The sequence below is a fragment of the Pseudomonas sp. R19M genome (assembly GCF_050312585.1).
Taxonomy (GTDB): Bacteria; Pseudomonadota; Gammaproteobacteria; order Pseudomonadales; family Pseudomonadaceae; genus Aquipseudomonas; species Aquipseudomonas palleroniana.
Window position 1 is genome coordinate 130,277 of sequence record NZ_JBNPJV010000062.1, and the last position, 15,369, is coordinate 145,645.

Consider the following 15,369-nt stretch of genomic DNA (forward strand, 5'->3'; position numbering starts at 1 on the left):
TAAAGGAATTACTCGGTTTTGTCCTTGGCCTGGTGCTTCACGATGATATCCACCAGGCGCTTGGCCAGTGCCGGGTAGTTCTCATCGAAGTGATGCCCGCCTGGCAGCTTCACGGCTTCGCCCACGGCAGTCTTGTCGGTGCAGCCGCTCTCGTCGACTTCTTCGGCGCCGTAGATGCACACCACTTTGTCAGCCGGCAGCTTGGCCATTTCCGGGCCGGTAGCGGCTTCTTTGCCCGCGTTGCCCAGCCAGCCTTCCACTTCGATTTCAAAGCTGCCGGTACGTGCGAAGGCCAGCAGGATGATCGCGTCAACCCGTTGCTGTTCGTTTTCCGGCATGCGGTTGTAGATGGCAGGCAGCACATCGGCGCCGAACGAGTAGCCGGTCAGTACGAAGCGCTTGGTGCCCCACTTCTGCCGGTAGTGTTGCATCAGTTCGGTGAGGTCCTTGGCGCTTTGCTCAGGGGTCTTGTGCTGCCAGTAGTAGCGCAGGGTGTCGATACCGACGACCGGGTAGCCGATCTTGGCCATTTCACCGGCTACGTCGCGGTCCAGGTCGCGCCAGCCGCCATCACCGGAGAGGAACAGGGTGACGGTGTCCTTGGCTTGGCCGGCCGGCACTTCAACCACGGGAATCGCCAGGCCGCCGTTGTCCGAACCCACCAGTTGCTTGCGCAGTTCGTTGTTCAGCACTTGTGGGTAGTGAATGTCGTAGTCGCTGATGCTGGTGGTCGCGCGCGGGGTATCACGTACGAAACTGGCGCTCTCGTCGTCGGGGTTGTCGTTCCAGGCCACCAGCCAGTTGCCATGGGCGGCGGTTTTCGGCAGCGGGTCCTTGCAACCTTCCTGCACTAAAGCGAAACCGACGGAGATAGCGTTGGCCTTGTCATCGTTCTGTGTGGCGAGCCAGCGCCATGCCAGTGCCGCACCCGGGCCGATACCGCTGACCAGGGTCGCCGGGCCTTTAAGCTGGCCCAGAGCGCTTTGCAGCGCTTGTTCCTGCAACGTGCAGTCACCCTTTGGCAGGATGACCTGAACGATTTGTGCCTTGCCGCCCTGGCTCAGGGCAATCAGCTGGCTGTCGCTCAGGACTTCATCGGCCAGCACGGCTACCGCCACGCGGGCTTTCGGTGTGCCGTTGGGGGTTACGCGGGTCATCACCGAACCATCGGCCTGAGGCAATTGTTCCAGGATCGGTTGCGGGGCAGGGCGGTTCCAGTACCAATAGCCACCGCCTGCAATCAGGACGAGCAGCACTACGATGGCCAATACATACCGCCAGGAGCGTCGAATCATCAGCGTTTCACCAATCCAGTCAAGCCGCCTGCAATCAGGGCGGCGGTATCGGCCAGTGCCACCAGCGGATCAAGTCCTGCGGGCACGGCCATGTAACGGGGTTCCCAGTCGGGCTGGAACTTGTCTTTGAAGCGGCGCAAACCTTGGAAGTTATACAGTTGCTCGCCACGACGGAACACCATCGAACCCAGACGCTGGGTCAGCGGGGCACCGCGGCGTGGCTGCAAGCCTGACAAGGGCACCATGCCGAGGCTGAAGCGGGCGTAGTCATGGTTCTTATAGTGTTGAATCAGGCCAACCATCATGAATTCCATGGTCAGCTTGGGCGCGTCGGGGTGGGCGCGCATCAGGTCGAGGCTGGCCAGGTCGTGGTTGTAAGTCTCGAGCAGGTTGGCGAAGGCCACCGGGCGCCCTTCGAAGCGAACGATCGCAATTCTGAAGTGCTTGAGGTAGTCGTCGCTGAAGCGTCCCAGGGAGAAGCCTTTTTCCCGTACGTTCTTGCCGGTCAGCCAGGCATCGGAGATGACTTTGAGTTCATCCATCGGGGCCTGGCCCTGATCGAAGATCTCCAGGGACAGACCGTCCCGGGTGCCACGGTTCCAGGTGTAGCGCAGGTCCTTCATCTCTTTGCCCTTGGCTTCCAGGTCAAAGCGTTTCAGGTCGACGCGGGCCTCTTCGCCCAGCTTGATGGCGGTGAGGCCGATATCCATGTAGTACGGCAGGTTCTCGGCACGTACCTGATAGAACACCGGGCGGGCATGATGGATGTCGCACAGGTCGCGGAACTGCCAGATCATTTCGGCGCGCGGCTGGGTCGGCCCGATCGGGTCATACAAGGCCACCAGGCTGCGCCCACGACGGGCGTACATCAGGAAGGCTTCGTCGTTGGGGTGGAACAGCAACGCCTTGTCGCCGGTCAGCGCCAGGCCGCCGTCGGGCTGGGAGGAGGCCATCAGGATCCTGGTGGCGCGTTCCAGTTCATCCGGTGTCGGCAAATGAATGACCGGGCGTGCGGTACGCAGCAACCAGGTCAGTGAGACGATCACCAGCAGCACCGCCGCGCCCAGCAGCGAGCGCAGGCCGCGTGGGGCGTTGGCGTCCAGGGTGAATTGCCACCACAGCTGGTGGCTGTAAGGCACGTCTTGATAGGCAAACAGCAGCAGCCAGATCGAGGCCCCCAGCACGCACACGCTGGCCACCAGGTACAACGGCGAGAACGGCAGTTCGGTCAAGCGGCTGGCGCGGTAGAACGAACGACGGAAGATCGCCAGCAGCACGGCGGTCATGATCATCAGGCTGGCTTCTTCCCAGTCGAAGCCTTTGAGCAGGGAGAGCAGGGCGCCGGTCAACAGCAGCACCATGGTCAGCATCCAGGCGGCGGACAAGCGTCGACGCAAGCCCTGGGCGAGCAGCAGGCACAGTACGCCGATCAGGCTGGCACCAAAGTGCGAGGCGTCAATCAGGCGGTGGGGAATCAGGAAACCGATGTTTTCCAGGCGTGAGTCGATTTCCGGGGTTGCGCCGGAAAACAGCAGGACCACGCCGGACAAAAAAACCAGTACGGCCAGTACGGGCGCCGCGAGACCGGATGCCACCCGCAGGCTCTGCTGGGTCTGGAACAGGCGTTGGGCTTCGTTGACCAGCAGGAAGATACAGGCGATCAACAGCGGCAGTACCACGTAGATCATGCGGTACAAGAGCAAGGCTGCCGCCAGCGGTGCCGCGCCGAGTTTGTCGGCGAACGCGGCGAGCAGGATGGCTTCGAACACGCCGACACCGCCTGGTACATGGCTGAGCACGCCTGCGGCCAGGGCCAGCAGGTACACCAGCAGGAACGGGCCAAACGGCGGGGCTTCCGGCAACAGCATATAAAGGACGGTCGCGGCAGCGGCGACGTCCAATGCGGTAATAATCAATTGCAGGAAGGTCAGGCGACGGCCTGGCAGGCGCAAAGTACGACGCCCGGCCTTGACCAGCAGATTGTCCGGGTAAGGCTGTTCGGGCAGGCGGCGGCGATAAATGCCGATGCACAGCACCGCCGACAGCACCAGCACCGCGCCGGCAATACCGCCCAGCAAGCTTTGCGGCAAATGCAGGTAGGTGGACGCCGCCGGCAGGTTGCTCAGCGTGGCCAATGCGGCCAGCGGCGGCAAGGCGGTGCCCAGGGCCAGGCTGGCGAACACGGTCATGTGGGCGACTTCAGAGGCCCCGATACCGTGGCGGGCATATAAACGATAGCGCACCGAACCGCCCGAGAGCATCGACAGGCCAATGGCATTGCCGATCGCAAAGGCAGTGAAACCGCCCATGGCCAGGGTTTTGGCGGGCAGTGTCACGCCGGCATAGCGTGCGCCGGAAAATTCATAGCCCAATAGAATAATAAAGCCGGCGACCGCTGCGGCAAACGCACCCAGCAGCGCCGGCTTGGGCACTTCCAGGATCGAGTCGTGGAGGGCGTACAGGTCCAGTTCCAGCAACAGGTGTCGGCAGGCGATCAGGGCGATTGCGAACAGCAACAGGGTGACGGCCAGCCCGATGGGTTGGCGGTACTTGCTCAACAGATCTATCCAGCGCAAGCGGGTGGGTGGGATCGGTTGTTCTGCTGTGACGGTGTCTTGTGGTTCAGACGAGTTGGCGCGCATCAATCACCTCGTGGATCGTGCGCGACAGGATGGAGGTATCGAGCCAAGTTACCAATCCCTATGGACAAAATAATTACAAATATTAACGCGTATCGCCGGGAGCGGCGACTGCGGCCATTGGTCGTAGAGGGTCTTGCTTGAGTACTGAGCATAGCTTGCAATGACATGGACTCTGCAAACCGTGTACGGTTTCATGAAAGATGCCATGCCATTGTTTCAGAAGAACTTTTTCACAGGATACAAAAAAGGCCACTCTTTCGAGTAGCCTTTTTTGATGTTTGGTTGCGGGAGCCGGATTTGAACCGACGACCTTCGGGTTATGAGCCCGACGAGCTACCAGACTGCTCCATCCCGCGTCTGTGGGTCGGCATTCTACAGAGGAATGTCACCGTGTCAACCCGTGATTCTAAAAAAAGCGCTTGTGGTTCAATCGGTTAGCTCTGAAAAGTCAGCTATGGATGGGCGCGGGGCCAGTCTGGCCGAGGCTTTCAGCTCTATTGGGGCGCTGGATTCGATTGAGAAAATAAATTCCTTTGTGAGATTTCCTACCGCTCAAACGGAAGTTTCAAACTACTGGTGCTATATACAGTAACGAATGCGATACTGACCACCCGTTGGGCCACACCCCCGTTTATATGACGCAGCGCAAAATCATCCACATCGACTGTGATTGCTTCTACGCCGCCATTGAGATGCGTGACGACCCGAGCCTGGCGCAAAAGCCCCTGGCCGTGGGTGGCTCCGCCGATCGCCGGGGCGTGATCGCTACCTGTAACTATGAAGCTCGGGCGTACGGGGTGCGTTCCGCGATGTCGTCACGCCACGCCCTGAAATTGTGCCCCGACCTGACCATCGTCAAGCCGCGTATGGATGCCTATAAGGAAGCGTCGAAGGAAATCCAGGCGATCTTTCGTGACTACACCGACCTGATCGAACCGCTGTCGCTGGACGAAGCCTACCTGGACGTCTCCGATAGCCAGCATTTTGGCGGCAGCGCCACACGTATAGCCCAGGACATTCGTCGCCGCGTCTCCAACCAATTGCACATCACGGTGTCGGCCGGCGTAGCGCCGAACAAGTTTCTGGCGAAGATCGCCAGCGATTGGAAGAAGCCCAACGGTCTGTTTGTGATCACCCCAGACCAGGTCGAAGACTTTGTTTCCCAGTTGCGGGTGAACAAGTTGCATGGTGTGGGCAAGGTGACGGCCGACAAATTGGCGCGCCTGGGCATTGAGGACTGCCTGCAACTACGTGAGTGGAACAAGCTGGCGCTGGTGCGCGAATTCGGCAGTTTTGGTGAGCGGCTTTGGAGCCTTGCGCGTGGGATCGATGACCGCGTGGTACACAACGACAGCCGTCGGCAATCCATCAGTGTGGAAAATACCTACGATGTGGACCTGCCGGATCTCTCAAGTTGTCTGGCAAAACTCCCTGAGCTGATGGAAACCCTGGCCGGGCGCATGGCGCGCATCGACAGCAGCTACCGTGCGGGCAAGCCGTTCGTTAAGGTGAAATTTCATGACTTTACCCAGACGACCTTGGAGCAGGCGGGGGCAGGGCGGGATTTGGAGAGTTATCAACAGCTGCTGACGCAGGCGTTCAATCGGGGTGGGAAACCGGTGCGCTTGCTCGGTATAGGTGTGCGCTTACTGGACTTGAGTGGTGGCAACGAGCAATTAGAGTTCTCCTGGTAAACACCGGGAGCAACATGTGGAAGGGGGCTTGCTCCCGATTGCGGTCTATCAGTTAGCTTATGCATAGCTGACACACTGCTATCGGGAGCAAGCCCCCTCCCACATTTGGATCTACATTGGCCCAGGAATATCAGCGAGTCCCAGGATCTGCGACAAGTCGCCCCGCATCCTTGGTCAGTGCCTGCAGGAATTCCTGCTGCAATTCAGGATCATTGCGGGTCAGCTCGATCAGGCTTTGCTCCAGCTCACTGGCTTCTTCTTCCAGGCCCAGTTCTGACAGACGCTTGACGCGATGCACCCACTGGTTGACTTCGTCGTCTTCAAGGTCGTCGTAGATCAGGCCATGGGCTTCGAGCAACTTGCTGCGCAGAGTGCTGCTGATCGCCAAGGTGGAGTCTGAGTGCACGTCGTCCTGGCCATCTTCGACGCTGATTTTCAGGGTGCTGATCCGGTTCAGGTCTTGCTCGGCAAACGGACTGTCCAACAGGTTCAGGCGCAAGACGCCGTTGCGGTCGGTGGTCAGTTCATGGGTTTGCTTGCCGGCGGTGACTTGTACCGGGCGTTCGCTCCAAGGCAGGCTCGAATACTCCAGGCGCTTGTCGCGCTGGACTTCATCGATACCCGCCAGGTTCTGTTGCGCACGGCCATGGGATTGCACGTTCATGAACGGGTTGATGCCGTCCACGCCGTAGCTCAGCCAGTCACGGGTCATGCTGGTGGGCAGGTTGCCGAGGGCGAAGATGTTCGCCACGTTGGCTCCCGCGCCCGCCACCAGGGCTACCGCGCCCAAAGGCATCTCGTAGACCTTGCGCCAGGGTTGATAGGGGGTATAGCGATCGTAACGGCGGGTCACTTCGAATTCGGTGACCTCAAAGGTCTTTTGCTCGTGAATCCGAACCCGGCGTTGCGGCAGTTCCAGCACTTTGGGCTCGCCTACATCGATCTGCAGGCTGTGGTCGAGCAACTTGCGCTCGATCCGCTCCTCGTGCTCACTGCGCTGTGACATATGGTTGGCACAGCCGCTGACCAGCAGGGCGCCGCACAAGGCGGCGCCCCCCAGGGCTCTGGTGTTTCGCTTGAACATGACTTCTCTTGATCTGGTTTTCAGCGACGAATACGCGCCTGAAGGAAAGACAGCACGTCAGCCACCGGCAACGGTTGGGCTTCGGCTTCGGTCCGGCTCTTGTATTCCAGATTGCCATCAGCCAGGCCGCGGTCACTGACCACGATCCGGTGCGGGATGCCAATCAGCTCCATGTCGGCGAACTTGATGCCCGGGCTGGTCTTCTTGTCCCGGTCATCCAGCAGCACTTCGAAGCCGGCCGCCGTCAGTTCGGCGTACAGCTTGTCGGTGGCTTCGCGTACTTGCTCGGTTTCATAACGCAGCGGCACCAGGGCGATCTGGAACGGCGCAAGGGCGTCACTCCAGATGATGCCTTTGTCGTCGTTGTTCTGCTCGATGGCAGCGGCCACCACGCGCGACACGCCAATGCCGTAGCAGCCCATTTCCAGGGTGATCGGCTTACCGTTCTCGCCCAGCACTTCGCACTTCATCGCCTTGCTGTACTTGTTGCCCAGCTGGAAGATGTGCCCGACTTCGATGCCGCGCTTGATTTCCAGGGTGCCCTTGCCGTCCGGGCTTGGGTCGCCGGCAACAACGTTGCGCAGGTCAGCCACGGTCGGAACCGGCAGGTCACGTTCCCAGTTCACGCCAAAGTAGTGCTTGTCGTCGATGTTCGCGCCAATACCGAAGTCGCTCATCAGCTCGACCGAGCGGTCGATGATGATCGGCAGCGGCAGGTTCAGTGGGCCGAGCGAGCCGGCGCCGGCGCCAATCGCGTCGCGCAGTTCGGCATCGGTGGCCATGACCAGTGGGCTGGCGACGCCAGGTTGCTGGGCCGCCTTGATTTCGTTGAGTTCGTGGTCGCCACGGATCACCAGCGCAATCAGCTTGCCTTCTTCTTCGGCGCGCACGATCAGGGTCTTGATGGTCTTTTCAATCGGCAGATTGAATTTTTCCACCAGGGCCGCGATGGTCTTGGTGTCCGGGGTGTCCACCAGGCGCAGTTCTTCAGTCGGTGCCGGGCGCGAGGTTTCGCGTGGCACGGCTTCGGCTTTCTCGATGTTTGCCGCGTAGTCCGAACCGTTGCTGAATACGATATCGTCTTCGCCGGACTCGGCCAGCACATGGAACTCATGGGAGCCGGCACCGCCGATGGAGCCGTTGTCGGCTTCAACCGGGCGGAATTTCAGGCCCAGACGCGTGAACACGTTGCAGTAAGCGGTGTGCATGCGGTCGTAAGTGACCTGCAGGGACGCCTGGTCGGCGTGGAACGAATAGGCGTCCTTCATGATGAATTCGCGGCCGCGCATCAAACCGAAGCGTGGGCGGATTTCGTCACGGAATTTGGTCTGGATCTGATACAGGTTCAGCGGCAGCTGCTTGTAGCTGCTCAGCTCGTTGCGCATCAGGTCGGTGATCACTTCTTCGTGGGTCGGGCCGGCGCAGAAGTCGCGACCATGGCGATCCTTGAAGCGCAGCAACTCAGGGCCATACTCTTCCCAGCGCCCGGATTCCTGCCACAGCTCAGCCGGTTGGGTGCTCGGCATCAACACTTCCAGAGACCCGGCGGCGTTCATTTCTTCACGAACGATGGCTTCGACCTTGCGCATCACCTTCAAGCCCATGGGCAGCCAGGTGTACAGGCCGGAGGCCAGTTTGCGGATCATGCCGGCGCGCAGCATCAACTGATGGCTGATCACAACCGCGTCGGAAGGCGTTTCTTTCTGTGTGGCGAGCAAATATTGACTGGTACGCATGGTAGGCCGTTGTCGGTTGCTTGGACTTGAAATGACTTGGGATTGTACGGGCGTGAGCCGCCGCCGTACAGGTATCAGAATAAAGGGCTGTCTGTAGTGAGGGAGCTTGCTCCCGTTCGACTGCGCAGCAGTCGCCCGCTTTTTTTTGAGGGCGCTGCGCACCCCACCGGGGGCAAGCGCCCTCGCCACGGAGTGCTTGTCAGTCTTCTACTGGAGGACTCAACCGCGCCCGTCGACTTTCCTGAAACCAGTGCAACGCAATCAGGAACAACGTCGGTACGCCCAGCAGGCAGGTGATGATAAAGAAGTTGTGATAACCGAACTTCTCCACCATCACGCCGGAGTACCCGCCAATCAGGCGCGGCAGCAACAGCATGATCGAACTGAGCAGCGCATATTGGGTGGCGGAGAACTTGAGGTTGGTCAGGCTCGACAGATAGGCGACAAACGCCGAAGTGGCCAGGCCCGAGCTGAAGTTATCCAGGGAAATGGTGAAGATCAGCATCTGCAGGTCCGGGCCCATATCGGCCAGCATCACGAACAGCAGGTTGGTCGCGGCCGAGGCCGCGCCGCCGATAAACAGGATCGGCAAGATACCGAAGCGCACGATCAGCAGGCCGCCCATGCCGGCGCCGAGCAGGGTCATGATCAGGCCGAAGATCTTGCTGACCCCGGCAATCTGGTCCTTGGTAAAGCCCTGGTCGATATAGAACACGTTGGCCATCACGCCCATTACGGTGTCGGACATGCGATAGGTCGCGATCAGCCCGAGCAGCAGCAACGCCTGCCAACGGTAGCGCAGGATAAAGTCGTTGACCGGTGTCAGCACCGGCGCCAGGCCGCGGCGGCCCATGGTCGACAGGCACAGGGTGGTGAGCAGGATATAGAGGATGGCACGCAGGAAGGCGCGATCTTCCATCAACAGCTCCCACAGGGTGACGCCGTGGAACAGCACGCTGGCGAAATCGGTGTTGTACAGCTGGGTGAACATCGCCGGGACCGACACCAGCAGCACGATCAAGACGAATACCGAGACCAGTTGGTGCGAGAAGCTGTAGCGGCCGGCCTGCAGTTGGGTACGCAGTGGCACATCGGGTTCGCGCATGAACAAGGTGGTCAGGAGTGCCGGGATCATCAGCACGCCGAACATGACATAGGTGCCGGTCCAGGCCGAATGCTTATAGTTGAAGCCGGTAGAGCCGAAACCTTCGGCAAAGAACAGCGCGCCGGCTGTGGCCAGCAACGCCGCAATGCGATAACCGGACATGTAGCTGGCGGCCAGTGCGGCCTGGCGGCTGTCGTCGGCGATTTCCAGGCGATAGGCATCTACGGCGATGTCCTGGGTGGCCGAGGCGAAGGCCACGATCACCGCAATGGCGATCAACCAGGACAGGTGTTTTTGCGGGTCGCAGAACCCCATGCCGATCAATCCGAGGATCACCAGCGACTGGGCAAGCACCAGCCACGAACGGCGGCGCCCCAGTTTTCCGAGGAGCGGCAGGCGCCATTGGTCGAGCAGCGGTGACCAGACCCATTTAAAGGCATAGGCCAGGCCGATCAGGCTCGCATAACCGATGGTCTCGCGGGCCACACCGGCCTCGCGCAGCCATACGGAAAGCGTCGAGAACACCAACATGTAAGGCAAGCCGGCGGCGAAGCCGAGCAACAACAGCACCAACGTCGAAGGGCTGGCATAGGCGGCGAGCGCGGCGCGCCAGGTTTTACGGGGCATGGGCTGGAATCTGCCTCAGATTTGCGGAAACAAAGCGCGCACTCTAACCGCTGTGCTCTACCGGGCGCCAGCCATGACGCTGAATATCAACGCGATTGTTCAGGATGCTGACACCTTCGCTGCGTAAACGCGCACGTTGTTCGTCACCTGAAGCACTGCCCACCGGCAGACTTATCCGACCACCGGCGCCCAGCACGCGATGCCAGGGCAGTCGAGTGTCTTCGGGCAGTTGGCTGAGGGTGCGCCCCACCCAGCGTGCCGCCCGACCCAGGCCGGCCAGGCGCGCCAATTCGCCGTAACTCACGACACAACCTTGCGGGACTTGCGCCAGCGTCAGGTACAGCGCGGTACGGCGCATCTCGGCGGGGTTTTGCGGCGTATCGGCAGGTGGATTCACTGTGGATATATCCGTTGAGATCTTCGCGTATTTGTAAGAAACGTCTGTAAACATGGCGATGAGAATTGAACTCAATATAAATCCTTGAGTCAGTCGTAGCTATCTAACACGATAGCGCCCTTTTTTCGCCAACCTCGAGCCCCGAATCTGCTTATGTTGTCCAGAACCCTGCTGTGCCTTGCTGTTTTAAGCGCCTCCACCCCTTTGCTCGCCGACACCGTGTGGTTGAAGAACGGCGACCGGCTGACCGGCAAGATCAAAGTCTTTGACGGCGGCAAACTGCTGATCCAGACAGACTACGCCGGCTCGATCCCGGTGGACTGGAAGCAGGTGAAAACCCTGGAGAGCGACCAGGAGTTGCTGGTCAAGCAGGACGCCTATACCGGTGAGAAAGCCAAGTCGCTGAAGGCCGCAGACGATGGAAAGGTGGTCCTGGCCAACGGTGAAGCGCCCAAGACCGTGGACCTGGCGAGCATCCAGCAGATCATCAAGCCCAAGCCGGTGATCGAGGACCTGGTGTGGAAGGGCAATGTCGACCTGGCGCTGGACTACAAGCGTGCCGACAAAGACACCAACGATTACGACATCGACTTCAAGACCACCGCCCGTCACGGCCAGTGGCGCCATACCGGGAAGGGTGAGTACAACCGCGAGTTCCAGGACGACGTCACCACCACCGACAACTGGGCCCTGGAATATGACCTGGACCGCTTCATCACCGAACATTGGTTCTGGCAGGGTCGCCTGACCTACAAGCGCGACAAAGTGGAAGACCTGGCGCGGCAACGCACCGTGGGTACCGGCCCCGGCTACCAGTTCTGGGATGATGAGCTGGGCGCATTCTCCCTCGGCTCCCTGGTCAACCGCACCGATTACGAATATGCCGACGGTGGCAAGGACAACTTCTACTCCCTGGCCATGAAGTGGAACTACAACCGCTACCTGGTGGGCAAGACCGTTGAGTTCTTCACCAGTGGTGAGCTGGGCAAACCGCTGGCCGGGCCGTCCGAATACTCCGTGGATGCGCAAATGGGCCTGCGTTACAAAGTCACTGAGTGGGCTTCGCTCAATCTCAAGGCCGAGCGCGACATTATCAGTGGCGATTCGGAAAGCAGCTTGAGCAAGACGCGCTACACCGCGGGCTTTGGCGTGGCCTGGTAACCCACACGGCAAAAGCTGCCGGGGCGGCGCTGGCAACCTGCGCGGATATTGATTACCTTGTGTTGAGATCCATTCCCATGTGCCATGGGCGACCGAATACCCGAGGAGTCATACGTTGAGCGCGCACGTTGCCAAGAACGCCCGAGAGCTGTTGCTCAAGGAATACCGTGGGGCTCTCTCCACACTGTCCAAAGCCATGCCTGGCTTCCCTTTCGGTTCGGTCGTGCCTTATTGCCTGGACGAGCAGGGCCGCCCGCTGATCCTGATCAGCCGCATCGCCCAGCACACCCATAACCTGCAAAAGGACCCGAAATGCTCGCTGCTGGTGGGGGAGCGCGAGGCCGATGATGTGCAGGCCGTCGGGCGCCTGACCTACCTGGCAGTTGCCGAGCAACTGGACGATCAGGCGGCGATCGACGCGGCGGCCGAACGTTATTACCGCTACTTCCCCGAATCGGCCAACTACCACAAGGCCCATGATTTTGATTTCTGGGTACTCAAGCCGGTACGCCACCGTTATATCGGTGGTTTTGGCGCGATTCACTGGGTCGACCAGTTGACCCTGGCCAACCCCTTCGCGGGCAAGGCTGAGCGCAGCATGATCGAGCACATGAACAGCGATCACACCAAGGCGATTGCCCATTACGTCGACCTGGCCGGTTTGCCGACGTCCGAGCCTGCGCAATTGGTCGGTATCGACAGTCAAGGCATGCACTTGCGCATCGGCCAAGCGTTGCATTGGTTGCCGTTTGCCGAGTCTTGTAATACTCCGACACAAGTGCGCGAGGCCTTGGTTTCATTGGCTCACGCCGAGGTCTGGCCGAAAAAAGCAGCGGCCGGCGCTTGAATTCACGAAATGGCGACGTCATCTAAGGTGGACTAGCAAGGCATTCTTGCGTTGAGGAACCATTTGATGCGCCCTTTTTTATTGCTCTTTCTGCTGTTCCCGGTGCTGGAGCTGTTCGTATTCGTTCAAGTCAGCAGCGCAATCGGGTTTTTCCCGGCGTTGTTGCTGATTATTGCCGGCTCGATGCTCGGCGTCCTGGTACTGCGCGTCGCAGGCCTGGCTACGGCCCTGCGTGCCCGTGAAAGCCTGAATCGCGGCGAGTTGCCGGCCCAGACCATGCTCGAAGGCTTGATGATGGCCCTGGCCGGTGGCCTGTTGATCCTGCCGGGCTTTGTCAGTGACGTGGTCGGCCTGGTCATGCTGCTGCCGTTCACCCGCAAGCTGCTGGCCGGCAAGATGCGCCAGCGCGCCGAAGAGGCTGCGATTCGCCAGCGTGCCTTCGCCGATGACCTGCAACCCCGTGGCGGTCCGGCTCCGCGCCAGCCCCTGGGGCGTGAAGGTGACGTGATCGAAGGCGAGTTCGAACACCGCGACTCCAAATAAGCGCTTTATCGGCACGGCACCTTCGGGTGCCGTGTTGCTTTTACCCGACCGTAGACACAAAAAATTTCATTCATGGCCCCTTGTAATAAGCCCAGGCGCCCTTATGTAACGGTCACCGCAAGGTTTCTGGTGGCGACACCAGACAGACTTCAGCGGTTTGCTTTGCGAACCGCGACCGGCCCCGCCGGAATTTAACCCGCCGGAATTGATACCGGCCGATGAAAAACACAATTAGGAGAGATCGACAATGAAGCTTCGTCCTCTGCACGACCGCGTCGTAATCCGTCGCAGCGAAGAAGAAAAGAAAACCGCTGGCGGTATCGTTCTGCCAGGTTCGGCTGCTGAAAAAGCCAACCACGGTGTGATCGTCGCTGCGGGCCCAGGCAAGACTCTGGAAAACGGTGAGGTACGTGCGCTGGCCGTTAAAGTCGGTGACAAGGTTGTTTTCGGCCCTTACTCCGGTAGCAACACTGTGAAAGTTGACGGCGAAGACCTCCTGGTAATGGCTGAGAACGAGATTCTCGCCGTACTGGAAGCCTGATTTCCCCGCTCATTTTTCCGTTACTCCAAAGAATTTAAGGAATATCGATCATGGCTGCTAAAGAAGTTAAATTCGGCGATTCCGCCCGCAAGAAAATGCTCACCGGTGTCAACGTCCTGGCTGACGCGGTAAAAGCGACCCTGGGCCCGAAAGGCCGTAACGTGATCATCGAGAAGAGCTTCGGCGCTCCGACCATCACCAAGGACGGCGTTTCCGTCGCCAAAGAAATCGAACTGGAAGACCGTTTCGAAAACATGGGCGCGCAGCTGGTCAAAGACGTTGCCTCCCGTGCCAACGATGACGCAGGCGACGGCACCACCACCGCCACCGTTCTGGCTCAGTCGATCGTCAACGAAGGCCTGAAAGCCGTCGCTGCCGGCATGAACCCGATGGACCTGAAGCGCGGTATCGACAAGGCGACCATCGCCATCGTCAAAGAGCTGAAGAACCTGTCCAAGCCTTGCGCTGACTCCAAGGCTATCGCTCAGGTAGGTACCATCTCCGCCAACTCCGACAGCTCCATCGGCGACATCATTGCCGAAGCCATGGAAAAAGTCGGTAAAGAAGGCGTGATCACCGTTGAAGAAGGCACCGGCCTGGAAAACGAACTGTCGGTTGTAGAAGGCATGCAGTTCGACCGTGGCTACCTGTCCCCGTACTTCGTCAACAAGCCGGACACCATGGTTGCCGAGCTGGACAGCCCGCTGATCCTGCTGGTCGACAAGAAGATCTCCAACATCCGCGAAATGCTGCCAGTGCTGGAAGCCGTTGCCAAAGCCGGCCGCCCACTGCTGATCATTTCCGAAGACGTTGAAGGCGAAGCCCTGGCGACGCTGGTTGTGAACAACATGCGTGGCATCGTCAAAGTCGCAGCCGTCAAGGCACCGGGCTTCGGCGACCGTCGCAAGGCCATGCTGCAGGACATCGCCGTCCTGACCGGCGGTACCGTTATCTCCGAAGAGATCGGCCTGAGCCTGGAAAGCGCCACCCTGGAAAACCTGGGTAGCGCCAAGCGCGTGACCATCTCCAAGGAAAACACCATCATCGTTGACGGTGCTGGCGTTGACGGCGACATCGAGTCCCGTATCGCTCAGATCCGTGCCCAGGTTGCTGAAACTTCCTCGGACTACGACCGTGAAAAACTGCAAGAGCGTCTGGCCAAGCTGTCCGGCGGCGTTGCAGTGATCAAGGTTGGCGCTGGTTCCGAAGTTGAAATGAAAGAGAAGAAAGCCCGCGTTGAAGACGCCCTGCACGCAACCCGCGCAGCCGTCGAAGAAGGCGTGGTACCTGGCGGTGGCGTTGCGCTGATCCGTGCTCTGGAAGCCCTGACTGGCCTGACCGGCGACAATGCTGACCAGAACGTCGGTATCGCTGTTCTGCGTCGCGCTGTTGAAGCTCCGATGCGTCAGATCGCTGCCAACTCCGGCGACGAGCCGAGCGTTGTGGTCAACGAAGTCAAGAACGGCAAAGGTAACTACGGTTACAACGCTGCTACTGGCGAATACGGCGACATGATCGAAATGGGCATCCTGGACCCAACCAAGGTAACCCGTTCCGCGCTGCAAGCGGCATCCTCCATCGGCGGTCTGATCCTGACTACCGAAGCGGCTATCGCTGATGCACCGAAGAAAGAAGGCGCAGCTGGCGGCGGTATGCCAGACATGGGCGGCATGGGTGGCATGGGCGGCATGATGTAA

12 protein-coding genes and 1 tRNA gene are annotated in these 15,369 nt (G+C 59.9%); 6 read left to right on the forward strand and 7 right to left on the reverse strand.

Annotated features, from left to right (window positions below; all coding sequences use genetic code 11):
- Positions 1–8: 8 nt before the first annotated feature.
- From ACQRBT_RS13080 to ACQRBT_RS13090, 3 genes are all read right to left on the reverse strand, one after another.
- Positions 9–1,295, reverse strand: coding sequence for a virulence factor family protein (locus tag ACQRBT_RS13080; protein WP_060754263.1), 1,287 nt, complete (start codon positions 1,293–1,295; stop codon positions 9–11).
- On the reverse strand, positions 1,295–3,937 hold the full coding sequence (gene mprF / locus ACQRBT_RS13085) for a bifunctional lysylphosphatidylglycerol flippase/synthetase MprF (RefSeq protein WP_244385143.1): 2,643 nt from the start codon (positions 3,935–3,937) through the stop codon (positions 1,295–1,297). Before mprF ends, ACQRBT_RS13080 begins: the two co-directional genes overlap by 1 nt.
- Positions 3,938–4,216: 279 nt before the next feature.
- Positions 4,217–4,293, reverse strand: a tRNA-Met gene (locus ACQRBT_RS13090).
- 279 nt (positions 4,294–4,572) lie between these two features.
- Here ACQRBT_RS13090 and dinB point away from each other — a divergent pair.
- Positions 4,573–5,631: a DNA polymerase IV gene (gene dinB / locus ACQRBT_RS13095; RefSeq protein WP_060754261.1), complete on the forward strand. Its 1,059-nt coding sequence runs from the start codon at positions 4,573–4,575 to the stop codon at positions 5,629–5,631.
- A gap of 130 nt (positions 5,632–5,761) precedes the next feature.
- Here dinB and ACQRBT_RS13100 read toward each other — a convergent pair whose 3' ends face one another.
- From ACQRBT_RS13100 to ACQRBT_RS13115, 4 genes are all read right to left on the reverse strand, one after another.
- Positions 5,762–6,715, reverse strand: coding sequence for a hypothetical protein (locus ACQRBT_RS13100; RefSeq protein ID WP_060754260.1), 954 nt, complete (start codon positions 6,713–6,715; stop codon positions 5,762–5,764).
- A 20-nt stretch (positions 6,716–6,735) separates the two neighbouring features.
- On the reverse strand, positions 6,736–8,451 hold the full coding sequence (locus tag ACQRBT_RS13105) for a proline--tRNA ligase (RefSeq protein ID WP_060754259.1): 1,716 nt from the start codon (positions 8,449–8,451) through the stop codon (positions 6,736–6,738).
- A gap of 199 nt (positions 8,452–8,650) precedes the next feature.
- Positions 8,651–10,183, reverse strand: coding sequence for an AmpG family muropeptide MFS transporter (locus ACQRBT_RS13110; RefSeq protein WP_060754258.1), 1,533 nt, complete (start codon positions 10,181–10,183; stop codon positions 8,651–8,653).
- Positions 10,184–10,226: 43 nt separating this feature from the next.
- Entirely contained in the window at positions 10,227–10,541 is a 315-nt protein-coding gene (locus ACQRBT_RS13115; RefSeq protein WP_232965689.1) for an MGMT family protein, read from the reverse strand.
- A gap of 192 nt (positions 10,542–10,733) precedes the next feature.
- On the opposite strand from ACQRBT_RS13115, the gene ACQRBT_RS13120 reads away from it, so the two are divergent.
- From ACQRBT_RS13120 to groL, 5 genes are all read left to right on the forward strand, one after another.
- Positions 10,734–11,741: a DUF481 domain-containing protein gene (locus tag ACQRBT_RS13120; RefSeq protein ID WP_090368791.1), complete on the forward strand. Its 1,008-nt coding sequence runs from the start codon at positions 10,734–10,736 to the stop codon at positions 11,739–11,741.
- A gap of 115 nt (positions 11,742–11,856) precedes the next feature.
- A complete protein-coding gene (locus ACQRBT_RS13125) occupies positions 11,857–12,588 on the forward strand; it encodes a HugZ family protein (RefSeq protein ID WP_412046757.1) in 732 nt (243 codons plus the stop codon).
- Positions 12,589–12,654: 66 nt separating this feature from the next.
- Positions 12,655–13,131, forward strand: a complete 477-nt coding sequence (locus ACQRBT_RS13130) for an FxsA family protein (RefSeq protein WP_060754254.1) — start codon at positions 12,655–12,657, stop codon at positions 13,129–13,131.
- Positions 13,132–13,378: 247 nt separating this feature from the next.
- Positions 13,379–13,672, forward strand: coding sequence for a co-chaperone GroES (locus tag ACQRBT_RS13135; protein ID WP_060754253.1), 294 nt, complete (start codon positions 13,379–13,381; stop codon positions 13,670–13,672).
- Positions 13,673–13,722: 50 nt separating this feature from the next.
- Positions 13,723–15,369, forward strand: coding sequence for a chaperonin GroEL (gene groL / locus ACQRBT_RS13140; protein WP_060754252.1), 1,647 nt, complete (start codon positions 13,723–13,725; stop codon positions 15,367–15,369).

Coding starts and splice junctions, on each gene's coding strand:
- ACQRBT_RS13080 (WP_060754263.1), bottom strand. CDS start 1,295: ATGATTCGACGCTCCTGGCGGTATGTATTGGCCATCGTAGTGCTGCTC.
- mprF (WP_244385143.1), bottom strand. CDS start 3,937: ATGCGCGCCAACTCGTCTGAACCACAAGACACCGTCACAGCAGAACAA.
- dinB (WP_060754261.1), top strand. CDS start 4,573: ATGACGCAGCGCAAAATCATCCACATCGACTGTGATTGCTTCTACGCC.
- ACQRBT_RS13100 (WP_060754260.1), bottom strand. CDS start 6,715: ATGTTCAAGCGAAACACCAGAGCCCTGGGGGGCGCCGCCTTGTGCGGC.
- ACQRBT_RS13105 (WP_060754259.1), bottom strand. CDS start 8,451: ATGCGTACCAGTCAATATTTGCTCGCCACACAGAAAGAAACGCCTTCC.
- ACQRBT_RS13110 (WP_060754258.1), bottom strand. CDS start 10,183: ATGCCCCGTAAAACCTGGCGCGCCGCGCTCGCCGCCTATGCCAGCCCT.
- ACQRBT_RS13115 (WP_232965689.1), bottom strand. CDS start 10,541: ATGCGCCGTACCGCGCTGTACCTGACGCTGGCGCAAGTCCCGCAAGGT.
- ACQRBT_RS13120 (WP_090368791.1), top strand. CDS start 10,734: ATGTTGTCCAGAACCCTGCTGTGCCTTGCTGTTTTAAGCGCCTCCACC.
- ACQRBT_RS13130 (WP_060754254.1), top strand. CDS start 12,655: ATGCGCCCTTTTTTATTGCTCTTTCTGCTGTTCCCGGTGCTGGAGCTG.
- ACQRBT_RS13135 (WP_060754253.1), top strand. CDS start 13,379: ATGAAGCTTCGTCCTCTGCACGACCGCGTCGTAATCCGTCGCAGCGAA.
- groL (WP_060754252.1), top strand. CDS start 13,723: ATGGCTGCTAAAGAAGTTAAATTCGGCGATTCCGCCCGCAAGAAAATG.